The organism is Flavobacterium sp. SP2 (genome assembly GCF_057626655.1).
Genome location: NZ_JBVHBT010000003.1, coordinates 161,790 through 175,522, shown reverse-complemented (window position 1 = coordinate 175,522; position 13,733 = coordinate 161,790). Strand labels below are relative to the sequence as shown.

At 33.4% G+C, this 13,733-nt stretch carries 16 protein-coding genes; 8 read left to right on the top strand and 8 right to left on the bottom strand.

Features of this window, described 5'->3' with window-relative positions; translation table 11 throughout:
* Window positions 1–93: 93 nt before the first annotated feature.
* The 4 genes from ACZ098_RS08710 to ACZ098_RS08695 all read right to left on the bottom strand — a co-directional run bounded on the left by ACZ098_RS08710 (window position 94) and on the right by ACZ098_RS08695 (window position 4,002).
* Window positions 94–1,329, bottom strand: a complete 1,236-nt coding sequence (locus ACZ098_RS08710; RefSeq protein ID WP_487311369.1) for a metallophosphoesterase — start codon at window positions 1,327–1,329, stop codon at window positions 94–96.
* 89 nt (window positions 1,330–1,418) lie between these two features.
* Window positions 1,419–2,672, bottom strand: coding sequence for an aspartate kinase (locus ACZ098_RS08705; protein ID WP_487311368.1), 1,254 nt, complete (start codon window positions 2,670–2,672; stop codon window positions 1,419–1,421).
* Window positions 2,673–2,680: 8 nt separating this feature from the next.
* A complete protein-coding gene (locus ACZ098_RS08700; protein WP_487311367.1) occupies window positions 2,681–3,154 on the bottom strand; it encodes an N-acetyltransferase family protein in 474 nt (157 codons plus the stop codon).
* Window positions 3,154–4,002, bottom strand: coding sequence for a M48 family metallopeptidase (locus ACZ098_RS08695; protein WP_487311366.1), 849 nt, complete (start codon window positions 4,000–4,002; stop codon window positions 3,154–3,156). Before ACZ098_RS08695 ends, ACZ098_RS08700 begins: the two co-directional genes overlap by 1 nt.
* 123 nt (window positions 4,003–4,125) lie before the next feature.
* Between ACZ098_RS08695 and fbp the strand changes: the two genes are divergently transcribed.
* Window positions 4,126–5,130, top strand: coding sequence for a class 1 fructose-bisphosphatase (gene fbp / locus ACZ098_RS08690; RefSeq protein WP_487311365.1), 1,005 nt, complete (start codon window positions 4,126–4,128; stop codon window positions 5,128–5,130).
* Between the two features lie 54 nt (window positions 5,131–5,184).
* Here the strand turns inward: fbp and ACZ098_RS08685 are convergent, their stop codons facing one another.
* Window positions 5,185–5,616 carry a tellurite resistance TerB family protein gene (locus ACZ098_RS08685; RefSeq protein ID WP_487311364.1) on the bottom strand — a complete coding sequence of 144 codons (432 nt, stop codon included), beginning with the start codon at window positions 5,614–5,616 and terminating at the stop codon, window positions 5,185–5,187.
* A 157-nt stretch (window positions 5,617–5,773) separates the two neighbouring features.
* On the opposite strand from ACZ098_RS08685, the gene ACZ098_RS08680 reads away from it, so the two are divergent.
* From ACZ098_RS08680 to ACZ098_RS08655, 6 genes are all read left to right on the top strand, one after another.
* Entirely contained in the window at window positions 5,774–6,388 is a 615-nt protein-coding gene (locus ACZ098_RS08680; RefSeq protein WP_487311528.1) for a HupE/UreJ family protein, read from the top strand.
* 183 nt (window positions 6,389–6,571) lie between these two features.
* The gene (locus tag ACZ098_RS08675) at window positions 6,572–7,000 is read left to right on the top strand and encodes a deoxycytidylate deaminase (RefSeq protein WP_487311363.1); all 429 of its coding nucleotides are present in this window, start codon (window positions 6,572–6,574) and stop codon (window positions 6,998–7,000) included.
* 9 nt (window positions 7,001–7,009) lie between these two features.
* Window positions 7,010–8,113 (top strand): helix-turn-helix domain-containing protein, encoded by a 1,104-nt coding sequence (locus ACZ098_RS08670; protein WP_487311362.1) that lies wholly within the window; start codon window positions 7,010–7,012, stop codon window positions 8,111–8,113.
* 96 nt (window positions 8,114–8,209) lie between these two features.
* Window positions 8,210–8,716, top strand: coding sequence for a hypothetical protein (locus tag ACZ098_RS08665; protein WP_487311361.1), 507 nt, complete (start codon window positions 8,210–8,212; stop codon window positions 8,714–8,716).
* Window positions 8,717–8,789: 73 nt separating this feature from the next.
* Window positions 8,790–9,308 carry a hypothetical protein gene (locus ACZ098_RS08660; RefSeq protein ID WP_487311360.1) on the top strand — a complete coding sequence of 173 codons (519 nt, stop codon included), beginning with the start codon at window positions 8,790–8,792 and terminating at the stop codon, window positions 9,306–9,308.
* A gap of 79 nt (window positions 9,309–9,387) precedes the next feature.
* On the top strand, window positions 9,388–10,965 hold the full coding sequence (locus ACZ098_RS08655) for a S41 family peptidase (RefSeq protein ID WP_487311359.1): 1,578 nt from the start codon (window positions 9,388–9,390) through the stop codon (window positions 10,963–10,965).
* 203 nt (window positions 10,966–11,168) lie between these two features.
* On the opposite strand, the gene ACZ098_RS08650 is transcribed toward ACZ098_RS08655, so the two are convergent.
* The 3 genes from ACZ098_RS08650 to ACZ098_RS08640 are packed head-to-tail and all read right to left on the bottom strand — an operon-like array spanning window position 11,169 to window position 12,618.
* Window positions 11,169–11,777, bottom strand: coding sequence for an FAD-dependent oxidoreductase (locus ACZ098_RS08650; RefSeq protein ID WP_487311358.1), 609 nt, complete (start codon window positions 11,775–11,777; stop codon window positions 11,169–11,171).
* 26 nt (window positions 11,778–11,803) lie between these two features.
* The gene (locus tag ACZ098_RS08645; RefSeq protein ID WP_487311357.1) at window positions 11,804–12,001 is read right to left on the bottom strand and encodes a hypothetical protein; all 198 of its coding nucleotides are present in this window, start codon (window positions 11,999–12,001) and stop codon (window positions 11,804–11,806) included.
* Between the two features lie 38 nt (window positions 12,002–12,039).
* On the bottom strand, window positions 12,040–12,618 hold the full coding sequence (locus tag ACZ098_RS08640) for a MarC family protein (RefSeq protein ID WP_487311356.1): 579 nt from the start codon (window positions 12,616–12,618) through the stop codon (window positions 12,040–12,042).
* Window positions 12,619–12,789: 171 nt separating this feature from the next.
* Between ACZ098_RS08640 and ACZ098_RS08635 the strand changes: the two genes are divergently transcribed.
* The gene (locus ACZ098_RS08635) at window positions 12,790–13,362 is read left to right on the top strand and encodes a DUF3109 family protein (RefSeq protein ID WP_487311355.1); all 573 of its coding nucleotides are present in this window, start codon (window positions 12,790–12,792) and stop codon (window positions 13,360–13,362) included.
* Window positions 13,363–13,733 lie beyond the last annotated feature (371 nt).

Here is a 13,733-nt window from a genome sequence, read left to right as displayed (position 1 = left end):
TTACGATATTTAAAATATTAACAGTTAAATATTTTGTTTATAAGAATTTACATATGGTTCAACTAAATGCTTTTTAAAAATTAACAAGCATTATCATACGACGGTTTTATTTTTCTTGAGTTCAATAACTGTAATTTCTGGCCAAATACCTACTCTACCCGGATAAGCATGAAATCCAAAACCCCGATTTACATATACATATCGTCCGAGATTTTCATACAATCCAGCCCATTGTTTGTAAACATATTCTACTGGACTCCACTTTATAATTCCTGGAATTTCAATACCAAATTGAAAACCGTGTGTATGTCCCGAAAGCGTTAAATGAAAATGTTTAGGATGGTTTTTAATTTCATATTCCCAATGACTTGGATCGTGACTCATCAAAATCTTAAAATCTTCTTTAGATACGTTTTGTGAAGCCAGATTAATATCGCCTGCTTTTTTAAAATTATGACCCCAATTTTCAACTCCTACTAATGCAATTTCAGAAGTTCCTTTTTTGATTTTTACACTTTCGTTTAGAAGTAATTTAAATCCAATGTCGCCATACAATTGTTTAATACCTTGGAAATTTTCTTCTTTAATTTCGGGACTTGGCCAATCAACATACTCGCCATAATCGTGATTTCCTAATACCGAAAATTTTCCATATTCATGTTTCTGAATTCGATTGAATGTTTCAATCCAAGGATGCATTTCTTTGGCATGAGTATTTACTATATCTCCTGTAAACAAAATCATATCCGAATTTTGCTGATTTACTAAATCTATTGCGAAATTAATTTTTTCTGGATTATCGAAACTTCCGCTATGTACATCTGATATTTGAGTGATGGTAAATCCGTCAAATTCGTCGGGCAAATCTGGAAAAAAAATAGTTTGTTTTAATACTTTATAATTATACTTTCCTTTGGTCATTCCGTACACCAAAGAAAGAAAAGGAACCGCTGCAATACCAAGGGCTATTTGCGAAACAAACTTTCTTCTATTGGGCAAAAAATCGGCGTTACTATCGTAATTATTAAAGTAGTTTTTAGTCCCAACAACTAATCTAAAAATATCCTCAAGCGCCATGAAAATTGTCAAAATCAGTTTCGGTACAAGCACTAAAATCAACAAACCCATTGTGAGCATCGTCATTTTGGTTTGACCAATAGTTCTATCAAACTTTGTAAATTCATAAAAAATAAAGGCAATGGCTAAAGCAGAAATCACGATATAACCAACCAATACCCATCGTACTTTTGTAAATGTTTTTACCGCTTGAAAAGCATATGTTTCTATGATTGCAATTAAAATAAATAAGAAGATAAGACGAAAAAGCATGTGTAATAATTTTTAACAAATTAACGAATAAACCCTTCGTGAATTATCAATTTTAATAAAATTTTAATTTGTGTAGAATCCCTGAGAATCTAATCTTTAGTTACAACTTGCATCGTTTCGCGAGAAATTTGTTTTAACAAAACTTCTTTATCACTTTCTACCATTTTCGCTGCATGCTCATCAAAATGTCGGATGGTATACAACGTTACATTTTCATTATAAGAAACTTTAAATTTCTTTGAAAGTAATGTCTTTAACTCGTTAAAATTTCCGAATTTATCTTCAATACAAACTGAAAAACTGATGGCAGAATTTTGAATCAAACTAACTTTCATTTTATACTGATGAAACAAGCTGAAGATTTCACTGATATTTTCTTCCATGATAAACGAAAAATCAATAGAGGAAAGTGAAATTAACAATTGATTCTTCTTTACGATAAAACACGATGCTTGCGGTTCCAAATCTTGACCTTTAGAAACACTAGTTCCTGGTAGTAATGGATTGATAAATGATTTTACAAACAACGGAATTTCTTTTTTCTGTAACGGTTGTAAGGTTTTGGGATGTATTACCGTAGCGCCATAAAAAGCAAGTTCAATAGCTTCGCGATAAGAAATCTGATTTAATAAGATGGCATTTTCAAAAAATCTTGGATCGGCATTCATCACACCAGGTACATCTTTCCAGATAGTAACACTTTCGGCATTCAAACAATAAGCAAAAATTGCCGCAGTATAATCGGATCCTTCTCTTCCTAATGTTGTCGTAAAACTATTATCATCAGATCCTAAAAATCCTTGAGTAATGGTAACTGTTTTCTTTTTGACATTTTTAGAAATTAATTTTTGTGTAGCTTCCCAATCAACAATTGCATCGCGATAGGTAGTATCGGTTTTGATATAATTTCGAACATCTAACCAAGTATTCTGTAATCCTTGTGAGTTGAAATAGTGACTTACAATTGTGGTAGAAATTAGCTCACCGTAACTTACAACTTGATCGTAAACGAAATTATAATTAGGCGACTTATTACTGCGAATAAAATATTCTAAATCGGCAAAATGGCTGTTCACAGCAAAAAACACATCGTGATTTTCGTCTTCAAAAAGCTCCATTAAAATTTGATTGTGGTATTTCTTTACTTCTTGAATAGAAGAATGCAATTCGTTGGATTTATCAAAATAGTTTTTAATCACAACTTCCAAAGCGTTGGTTGTTTTTCCCATTGCCGAAATTACCATCAAAACCTCATCATGACCAACTGTTTTTAAAACCTGTAATACATTTTTAATACCATCGGCATCTTTTACCGATGCACCACCAAATTTGAATACTTTCATTTTGTTACTTATCTATTTTTTAAAAATTCGTTAATTCCGTGTTCATCCATTTGAACCACATCCCAATCAGCAAGAATTTTGGCGCCTGTTTTTTTATAAAAATCGATGGCTGGTGTATTCCAATCAAGAACATTCCACTCAATTCTTCTTACATTGTCACGTTTTCCTTGCTTTATGATTTCAGAATACAAAGCAAAACCAGCGCCAGTTCCACGAGAAGATTCTTTTACAATTAAATCTTCTAGGTGAATTGTTTTACCTTTCCAAGTAGAATAACGGTAGTAATAGAGTGCAATTCCTATCACTTCGTCATTTACTTGCGCTACAAAAGTATAAAACAAAGGTTTCTCTCCAAATCCGTCTCGTACTAAATCTTCAACTGTAACAACAACAGCTTCTGGCTCTTTTTCAAACGTTGCTAACTCTTGAATCAGTTCTAGCACTTTGGGCATATCATTGGCTGTAGCCTTTCGTATAATCATTATTTCTTTTTCTTTTTTACAACCTTTTTAGCCACAACAACTTTGTTTACAATTGGTTTTTGAACATACGGTTTGTACAATTTATCGGCTTCAGCACGTTTTTTAGCTTTCTCAGCTCGCTCTTTCGGATCGGGATGCGAACTCATCATTTTAGTTAAAAAATCGGCAGTAGTGCCGCCACTTTTAGAAGCTAACAATTCGAATGCTGATGCAACCGCATTGACATCATAACCGTTTCTTTTCATAAAATCATAGGAGAAATCGTCGGCTTCGGATTCTTGTTTTCTGCTGTGTTTACTATCAATCATTGCGCTTCCTAATTGACCGAGCTGACTGTCGGTAAGTGTTGCAATTTTATTAGATTGTGACGAAACTGCACCAATTAAAGCCTCTTTTCGCAATGCCGCTTTCATAGCATCTTTAGTATCTTCGTTAGCCACGTGACCAATTTCATGACCAATTACTGCCAACAATTGATTGTCGTCCATAATATCCATCAAACCTGAATATACTCGAACACTTCCATCTGCTGTTGCAAATGCATTGACATCTTTGGTCAGATATACTTTATAGTTCAACGTTAAACCATTTTCGCTTTTATGTTTTCCAAATACTCTATTTAGTCGCACTGTGTATCCATCAGTCGCACTTGCAACCGTATTGGTTGAATCCATTTTTCGTACCGCATCTTTAGACAACTTGGCTGCATCTTCGTTAGAGAAAGTAAAACTTGCTACACCATTTTGCAAAGCTCCAAGGGCTTTTTCTCCTAAATTGATTTGCGCATTTGCAGTAGAAATCCCTAAAAAAAAGAGGCAAATACTTACTATTTTAAAATTAATTTTCATGATTTTAAGCTCGTTTTAAGTTAACGCAAATATAAAATAAGTTTGCTAAAAAGTTGTACTTCAAAACAAGCTTCTTTTAATAAAAAAAACGATATTTGCACGATTAACTACAACGATTTCGTAATGGAAACACGCAACACTACATTAGGTGAATTTATCATCGAAAACCAAAATGCTTTTCAGTATTCTTCAGGTGAATTGTCACGCATCATCAACTCAATCAGATTGGCCGCAAAAGTGGTAAATTACAAAGTAAACAAAGCGGGTTTAGTTGACATAGTTGGCGCTGCAGGCGAACAAAACATTCAAGGTGAAGACCAACAAAAGCTCGATGTTTATGCCAATGAAGTTTTTATACAAACATTAATCAATCGAGAAATTGTATGCGGTATAGCGTCCGAAGAAAACGATGATTTTATAACCGTTGCCGGTTCAGATAAGAGTCATAATAATAAATATGTCGTTTTGATGGATCCTTTGGATGGTTCGTCCAATATTGATGTGAACGTTTCGGTTGGAACTATTTTTTCGGTTTTCAGAAGAGTAACACCAATTGGAACTCCAGTACAAAGTGAAGATTTTCTTCAAAAAGGTATTCATCAAGTTGCTGCTGGATATGTAATCTATGGCACTTCAACTATGTTGGTTTACACAACGGGTCATGGTGTAAATGGTTTTACCCTAAATCCTGCAATCGGTACATTTTATCTTTCGCATCCTAACATGCAATTCTCTAAAGATGGAACTATTTACTCTATAAACGAGGGTAATTATGTTCATTTCCCGCAAGGTGTAAAAAATTATTTAAAATACTGTCAGTTGGAAGAAGGCGACCGACCATACACATCAAGGTACATTGGAAGCTTGGTTTCTGACATTCATCGAAACATGATCAAAGGTGGCATTTATATCTATCCAACAAGTTCTAAAGCGCCCAACGGTAAACTAAGATTATTATACGAATGCAATCCGATGGCTTTTATTGCCGAACAAGCAGGCGGAAAAGCTAGCGATGGTTTCACGAGAATCATGGAAATCGAACCTACTGAACTGCACCAACGCGTTCCGTTTTTCTGCGGAAGCTACAACATGGTCGAAAAAGCAGAAGAATTCATGAAAGCAGAATAAGTAAAAAAGGCTCGAAATCAAAATTTCGAGCCTTTTTCTATATTACAAATTTGATTATTTATTCATATGTGTCATTTCGTATACAAATGTATCCGAATCTACCCCCAACATTAGTAATGACAAGGCTTTATCAACAATAAAAGGTACATTTCCAGGTGTAAAACCTAACGCCAGTGCAAACTTGGTAAGTACTTCTTTTTGTTTTGGTCCAAGAACGTGATCTACATACACCATTCTAGACAAATCATACAAACGCTCCAAACGTTGCGAATGCAAATACGGCGGATTGATTGGATATTTCTTCGGATTTTCAAGAATCTCTTCATACTCTGCAGTCGATATTTCCAATCGTACCGCAAGTTTATCTAAAAACTCTTTTTCCTCACTACTCAAATCACCATCAGAAAGTGCCACACGCACAATTGCCGAAAAATGACTTTTATTTCTACTTTTAAATTCGCTATCAAATAAATCTGAAAATGACATAATTATGATTTTTATTCTGCAAATATAAATTTATTTCACCGGTAAATCAAGTACTCAATTCTAGAATTTCATTTTTTAATACATGATAACCAATTTGAACAAGCCAATACTAAACATTTTTAAAATACTGAAATAAATTGTAAATTTACCAACCCAAATCAAGCTAAACAGGTATACAATGCAAGAATTCTGGATATTTTTTAAAATCGGACTTAACCACGTGTTAGACATTCATGGTTACGACCACGTACTTTTTTTAATAGCATTAACGGTACCGTATGCGTTCAAAGATTGGTCAAGAATATTATTGCTAGTTACTATTTTTACTGTCGGTCATACTTTGGCTTTGCTACTATCGGTTTTCAATATTATTGTAGTAAAAGCCAATATAGTGGAATTTATCATTCCCATTACCATATTAATAACTGCCTTTTACAATCTATTTACAGCCGGAAAAGCATCCAAAAAAGAAAGCATCACTTTTATAGGATTCATAACTTTATTTTTCGGAATCATTCACGGATTGGGATTTTCAAACTATTTCAAAACCATACTTTCGGGCGAAGCTATTGATAAATTACCCAATTTATTAGAATTTGCATTAGGTATTGAAGCCGCGCAAATCATAGTTGTACTTGTGGTTTTATTACTTTCGTTTGTTTTTCAAACCCTTTTTCGCTTCAACAAACGCGATTTCACCCTTACCATGTCGGCCTTCGTGATTGGCGTTGTTATTCCGTTAATTATCGACAGTCCAATCTGGAAACGATAAAAAGTAAGCCAAGTTTTATTTTTAGAAGCCAATCAGTAGTTATATTTGCAACTGCAAATCCTACTTTCCGTTTTAGTGCCCATAAAAATTGGCAACTATCACTGTAACCTGCCTGTAGGCAGACAAGTCAGGGCTTAGAAAGTTATCATTTTTGTGAAACTATTTACAAAAAAACAAATTACAATGACCGATAAAAAACAAAACAAATACGACAAAGCTTACCTTAGAATCGCCTCAGAATGGAGCAAACTTTCGTACTGCAAACGCAAGCAAGTTGGCGCAATAATTGTACACAACCGCATGATTATTTCTGATGGCTACAACGGCACACCATCTGGATTTGAAAACTGCTGCGAAGACCACGAAGGATTAACCCATTGGTACGTTCTTCATGCCGAAGCCAATGCGATTTTAAAAGTGGCCAACTCTACCCAATCGTGTCAAGATGCAACGCTCTACATTACGATGTCGCCATGCAAAGAATGTAGTAAATTGATTCACCAATCGGGTATCAAACGAGTAGTTTATAAAGAAGGATATAAAGATACATCTGGATTAGAATTCCTTAACAAAGCTGGTGTTGCAGTAGAGCAAATCGAAGATTTAACCTAAATAGTGTAAATGGAAATTGCCAAAAGCATCTTTAATTTTTTTATGATTGCAGGCGTGCTTCAGGGATTTCTGTTTATCATCATAACTTCTTTTTCCAAGCGCAGTCGCGAAAAATCGCTACTGTATTTGAATGCAGTAGTGTTGTTTTTATCGTTAACTAACCTCCAAATTGCATTTATAGACAACATTTTTACCTCTTCCAATTTCTTTATAAGAAACCTATTAATTCCGTTTTACGTTGTAATAGTTCCTTCTTTTTATTGGTTTTTACTTCACTATCTGAAACTCGAAAAAAAACTGTATTCCTTTTTTTCGCTTACAATTGGTTTATTTGTAATCGAACTTGCCATTAGACTTTTGTTGTTTCCAAAATATTACAATCAAGAATCAAACTACTTTATTGCCCAATATGCGCAAATCGAGGAGATTGTCAATGCGGTATTTTCAGTATTTATATTTTCCAAAGCGGCTATTCTATTATTCAAGAAAACAACTTTGTATGATTACGTACTGAGTTTTGACAACATCCAATGGCTCAAAAATTTTATCTTTTTTGGCAGTGTACTGCTACTGCTTTGGTTGTTTGCAATTATCTTCAACTTAGATTCCGTTGTGAATCCTAAAATAGGCATTTACTATCCGTTACGATTGTTCAGTTCCATCTTGCTGTACTGGATTGCTTATCAAGGTTTTTTTCATTACTATTTACTTACTCAACGTATTGAATTAAGAGAAAGCATTAACAAAAAATCAAGCAAGCCATCAACCGATCCAATAAAAAAGATAGAAAAATTTACCGAAATAGAAAATTACATTCTAGAAACCAGTTGCTACTTAAATCCTACTTTAAGCCTAACAAGTCTTGCTGAAAGTGTCTCGATTAGCAGCAGCTTACTTTCGCAAATAATTAACCAAGGTAGTGGTTGTAACTTTTCCGATTACATTAATCAACTTCGTGTAGCTAAAGCCAAAGAATTCCTAAAAGATCCTACTTTTCAACAATATACTATTGAATCTATTGGTTTAGAATGTGGTTTCAATTCCAAATCCACTTTTTATGCTGCTTTCAAAAAATTTACCAACATTACTCCAGTTGAGTTTAGAAAACAATAATTATAACCTTGTCCCATTTTATTTGAATCGATTTATTTCGCACTTACAAAGTTTCAACACAATTTATTTTTGAAAGGAATTTAAAAAATAAACAATATGAAACTTTCAATCATAGCATTGTGCTTATTCTTTTCAAATAGTATTTTATCACAAAACACATCCAAAAACGAAAGCGAAAATTGGGAAAAATCAATTGCATTGAGAGGAGCAATAGGCGTACATAAATCATTTTTTTCAGAACTAGGAATTTCTAAATTTTACTTTTTAGACACTAACTATTTCCCAATTACTAAATCTTATTATACAACTTTAGAATCTTCTCCAACACTAAAACCCGAATTTGAAAATGATATTTATGGATTAAAAGCTGGCTACGAAATAACTGCTGTATTTCTTTCAATTGGTTTGGAAGCTAAATATCAAACAGATTTTGTTAAAAACGATTTTATAATTTCACCTAGAATCGGTCTCGGTTATATCGGAATACTAAACTTTTATTATGGATTCAATATTTCTACTGCTGGAAAACCGTTTGAACGTATTGGTTTGCATCAGTTTTCTATTGTTGTTAATTTTAATAAAAGTATAAAAGAAAATTTCTAATTACTTAATAAAAAGTTTAACCTTAAATTTTCATTTTAATTCTCCTATATTTGATTTAAAATCAGCAAAATATATGACTTCCATTATTTGTAAATATCAGTTTTTCTTACTTATTTTTCTTTTAACAACGTTCCGTTTATTTTCTCAAGAACAAGGTATCGCCGAAGAAAAAGGAGTTATTTTGCAACGCAAAGACAGTTCGGCAACCACTTTTTTAAAAGAAAACAAACGAATAAAAGTAAAATTACTAAATGGAAAAGTGCATGTTGGCAAATTTATTATTGTAAACGACAGTACCATTTCAATTAGAAACAATGAAATTTCATTAGATTCGATAGCCAAAATCAAACGCCGTTCGGTTTTTAACACCATCATAACTCCTATAATTATCTACTATGGTGTAACATTTACTAGTGTTGGAATCTTACTGATTGCTACCCAAACTTTCACTGAAGTTGGCGTTGTCTTTACTGCACTTGGACTTCCGATGCTTATTGGACCTATTACCTCCGAAAGCCACCGACCTTTAAAATGGAAGTATTCCATAGGTAACAAACCCATTAAAAGAAAACCAATTCGCGTCAAACATTAAGATATGTTTCACTAAATATATCAATCACAATTCATACTTTTGTTTCACTACTGTCGTTATTAATTGAGTAGTTGTAAAAGTGAAAATAGACAAAACCTACATACCGTTATTATTTTTTTCTTGTGTTGCACTAGGAATTTTCATTGGTGGATTTTTGAACTTTCCAGTATCACAGCCTTCATTATCTAAAAATGACTACAAGACCAAGCTCAACCGTCTTATCAATTTTATAGATACTGAATACGTTGACGATGTCAAAACCGATTCGATTGTAGACTTAACCGTTACCAATATTTTAGCCAATCTTGATCCGCATTCGGTTTACGTTCCACCAAGCGAACAAACCGCTGTAGCCGAAAGTATGAAAGGAGATTTTGTGGGCATTGGTGTGAACTTTTACAATTATAAAGATACTATAGCAGTGATAAAACCTTTAGAAAATGGTCCAGCATACAAAGCTGGAATAAAAGAAGGTGACCGTATTTTATATGCCGACAATTTTAAATTATTCGGAAAAAAACTAAAAAATGAAGTGTTATTTAGCAAACTTAAAGGCGAAATAGACTCTGAAGTAACCTTAACAATCTTTAGAAAATCAGAAAACAAACAGCTAAAAATTAAAGTAAAACGCGATATCGTGCCCATCAAAAGTGTCGATGTAGCACTTTTGGTTAATAAAACAACTGGATATGTCAAAATCAATCGCTTTGCAGAAACTACTGGAAAAGAATTTCACGATGCTTTAGTAAACCTTAAAAAAAGTAACATTACTTCTTTGATTATAGATTTGCGTGAAAATGGAGGTGGATTTATGGAAATGGCGGTCGAGGTTGCTGACGAATTACTGAAAGATAGAGAACTTATCGTTTTTACAAAAAATAAAAAAGGGAATATAGACAAAACTTTTGCTACAGCAGACGGTGCATTTGAAAACGGTAAAGTAGCCGTATTAATTGATGAAAATTCGGCATCAGCTAGCGAAATTTTAGCTGGCGCAATTCAAGATAACGATAGAGGTTTGGTTTTTGGAAGACGTTCCTTCGGAAAAGGTTTGGTGCAACGCGAAATGGATTTTGACGATGGTTCGGCAGTACGATTAACCATTGCAAGATACTACACACCAAGCGGAAGATCGATACAAAAACCCTATGTGAACGGTGCAAGCGATGACTATTATAAAGAATCGGAAGCGCGATTTGAAAGTGGCGAATTGTACGAAAAAGATAAAATAAAAATTGCAGATTCCTTAAAATTCAAAACCAAGAAAGGCCGAACTGTTTACGGCGGCGGTGGCATTGTTCCTGATATTTTTGTAGGTTTAGAGTCGGCTCACGGTAGTGAAAATTTAGAATATTTATTACAAACCGGCGTTGCAGGACATTTTGTATTTGAAGTACTAGATAACGACAGAACTGCTTTTAAAGGATTGCGATTTGCAGAATTTAAAAAGAAAATGCAATCGGATTTTTACGTTGATTCCTTTCAAAAATACCTTGCTAAAAACGGATTGGAATTGGATTTAAGTGTAAACAAATCAATTGTAAACAGATACTTAACAGCTGAATTTGCAAGACAACTTTTTGGAGAAAAACAATACTATCAAATACTCTTGAAAGAGGATAAAATGGTAAATAAGGTTTTAACTAAACCACTTTAAATTGAAAATATAAAATTGCAGTAATCCTTTCAAAACAAAAAAAGAAAAGTTTTACTTTTGCAACAATAAATTAATCTAAATGGAAAAAATAGCAAGCAACTTTAGTATAGGGTTGGCTTTATGGCAAGTATTTGTAGGCGTACTGCTTGTAGCAATTATTTATTTTCTAATTAAAATTGCACGAAAAATTCTCAGTAAATAAATTATTTTCTAATAGAATCATGACTTTGTGCCGGAATTCCGTTATTCCAAAGCGTCATGATGTCGGTAGCAACCGAAGCACCACTTCCAGCGGCAATAGCCAGTTGACTTCTCCAACCTGCTAAGGTTCCAGCTACATAAATTCCGTCGGCAACTTTATGGTCTTCATTTTTAAGCTGAATGCGAAGTTTTTCAGCAATAGCTCTTTTATTTGGTTCTACATACTGCAACAAGCCTTCAATCGCAAAGGTGTTGGAAGAACCAACGGCAACGACAATATTTTTAGTTTGATAGGAATTCTTATTCGTAAAAACCGTAAAGTTAGGATATTCACCTTCTACAATCATGACTTTTTCATTGGCAATTTGTAATACATGCGGATATAAATCCTGAAGTTGTTGCGTACTTTCTGTAAGCAATTCAGAACCCAGTTTGCCTGCAGGAATTCCATAGGCATTATTATAAACACCATCTTGCAATGCCGAGCTCTTCTGATGTGTAATAATTCCGATTTTTTTATCGGTCATGAACCATTTTTTCTGAGCCGAACCCAAAACTAAGGCACACGAAACTCCCGAAACGCCACCGCCAATAATTAAAACATCAAACATGAAATCGATTTAAAAGTGAAAACAACTTAGTTATTAAGCTTCTCGTCAATTTTTTTAGACATTTTAAAAATCAACAGAATAAAAACCGCACAAAAAGCTGCTAAAATTCCAATTAAAGCAACAGCACTGTTACCTTCGGTTGGATGTTCAAAATCTAAAAGTGTAATATTGAACACGATTAAACCAACAGCTACAAGAATTAATAAAGTAGTAAAAATTTTCATTACAATAATTTAAGAAGGTAAAAGTACAAAAAAACGTCTTACACAAAAAGACCTTTAACATTAGCAGCAAATAATTTAACAGCAATAGCTAACAGTACTACACCAAAGGTTTTACGAATAACGCCCAAACCATTTTTACCTAGTATTTTTTCGATTTTAGCCGATGATTTTAATACGACATAAACCAAAATAATATTGAGCACAATAGCAATGATGATGTTGATTGTGGCAAACTGAGATCGTAATGATAGTAAGGTAGTCATTGTTCCTGCACCAGCAATTAATGGAAACGCTAACGGAACAATTGATGCCGAACTCGCTTCTTCTTCTTTATAAATTCGGATGCCCAAAATCATTTCTAACGCCAAGAAAAACAATACAAACGAACCGGCTACTGCAAACGAATTGATATCGATACCAATCAATTTCAACAGTTCTTCACCCACAAACAAAAATACAATCATGATAATTCCTGCGGCAATCGAAGCTTTTTCCGACTCAATATGACCTACTTTCTGACGCAAATCAACCACAATAGGAATTGTACCCACAATATCTATAACGGCAAAAAGTACCATACTTATAGTTGCTATTTCTCTGATATCCAATCCAAACATAACTCGTTTTTTAAAATTTTGGCAAAAGTACTGCTTTCTAAAGCGTTACATTCCAAATGATTCGTTAATTTTAAGATAATTCATAGTAAAGATAAAACATCATAAATCATTCGTACCTTTGTAATCCATTTTAGCTTAAAATAAGTTATAATTAATATTAAAAATTTCTCCATGTTCCAATTAGGAAAAACTATAGTTTCAGAAGACATCCTCGAAAAAGACTTTGTATGCAATCTTTCTGCTTGTCACGGCGCATGCTGTGTTGACGGCGATGCTGGCGCACCTTTGAGCGAAGAAGAAACTAAAATTCTAGAAGAAATATACCCTAAAGTAAAACCTTTTTTACGCAAAGAAGGTATTGAAGCCATTGAGCGATTGGGAACTTGGGTAAAAGGAACTGATCAAGATTTAGAAACACCTTTAATAGACGATAAGGATTGCGCCTACGTTATTTTTGACGGAAAAACAGCACTTTGCGGCATCGAACAAGCCTACAATCAAGGCATTATTTCTTGGAAAAAACCAGTATCTTGTCATTTATATCCAATACGAGTAAAAGATTTTACCGAATTTGCAGCGGTAAATTACGACAAATGGGACATCTGCGACGATGCGTGCAGCCTTGGAAAAGAATTGCAAGTTCCGGTATATAAATTTGTGAAAGAAGCACTAATCCGAAAATTTGGTGAAGATTGGTATATGGAATTGGAGAAAGTCGCTGAGGATTTAAAGAATGGGAAGTAAGGAAATGTAACGATTATAATTTCACTGAAAATTATAAATTCTAATAACTTTTGTTTGTAATCTAAAACGAAAAGCACTTAGTGTTTACAAATGATAGTATAAACAAAATTACTTAGATACCTTCAATAGTTAGCAATAATATTCAAAACGTATAGTTTAAAAATGTCAATTAAAAAACGTTTTAATTACTCTCTTTACTTTTCAATTATAATCATTGGAATTTATCTATTGACACTATTCTTAAATATAAAATATGATCCGAATCATATTCCCAAAAATCATCATGACTATGGAGTAAACGGTTTTTTGGTTTTTATTGCTTATACTTTTGGTTGGTTGATTTTTTTTATTGGTTATTATCAAGTAAAGAA

Excerpts from the sequence above, each read along its gene's own strand:
- ACZ098_RS08670 (WP_487311362.1), top strand. The coding sequence starts at position 7,010 with ATGGAAATTGCCAAAAGCATCTTTAATTTTTTTATGATTGCAGGCGTG.
- fbp (WP_487311365.1), top strand. The coding sequence starts at position 4,126 with ATGGAAACACGCAACACTACATTAGGTGAATTTATCATCGAAAACCAA.
- ACZ098_RS08685 (WP_487311364.1), bottom strand. The coding sequence starts at position 5,616 with ATGTCATTTTCAGATTTATTTGATAGCGAATTTAAAAGTAGAAATAAA.
- ACZ098_RS08645 (WP_487311357.1), bottom strand. The coding sequence starts at position 12,001 with ATGAAAATTTTTACTACTTTATTAATTCTTGTAGCTGTTGGTTTAATC.
- ACZ098_RS08650 (WP_487311358.1), bottom strand. The coding sequence starts at position 11,777 with ATGTTTGATGTTTTAATTATTGGCGGTGGCGTTTCGGGAGTTTCGTGT.
- ACZ098_RS08635 (WP_487311355.1), top strand. The coding sequence starts at position 12,790 with ATGTTCCAATTAGGAAAAACTATAGTTTCAGAAGACATCCTCGAAAAA.
- ACZ098_RS08700 (WP_487311367.1), bottom strand. The coding sequence starts at position 3,154 with ATGATTATACGAAAGGCTACAGCCAATGATATGCCCAAAGTGCTAGAA.
- ACZ098_RS08665 (WP_487311361.1), top strand. The coding sequence starts at position 8,210 with ATGAAACTTTCAATCATAGCATTGTGCTTATTCTTTTCAAATAGTATT.
- ACZ098_RS08695 (WP_487311366.1), bottom strand. The coding sequence starts at position 4,002 with ATGAAAATTAATTTTAAAATAGTAAGTATTTGCCTCTTTTTTTTAGGG.
- ACZ098_RS08675 (WP_487311363.1), top strand. The coding sequence starts at position 6,572 with ATGACCGATAAAAAACAAAACAAATACGACAAAGCTTACCTTAGAATC.
- ACZ098_RS08640 (WP_487311356.1), bottom strand. The coding sequence starts at position 12,618 with ATGTTTGGATTGGATATCAGAGAAATAGCAACTATAAGTATGGTACTT.
- ACZ098_RS08660 (WP_487311360.1), top strand. The coding sequence starts at position 8,790 with ATGACTTCCATTATTTGTAAATATCAGTTTTTCTTACTTATTTTTCTT.
- ACZ098_RS08710 (WP_487311369.1), bottom strand. The coding sequence starts at position 1,329 with ATGCTTTTTCGTCTTATCTTCTTATTTATTTTAATTGCAATCATAGAA.
- ACZ098_RS08705 (WP_487311368.1), bottom strand. The coding sequence starts at position 2,672 with ATGAAAGTATTCAAATTTGGTGGTGCATCGGTAAAAGATGCCGATGGT.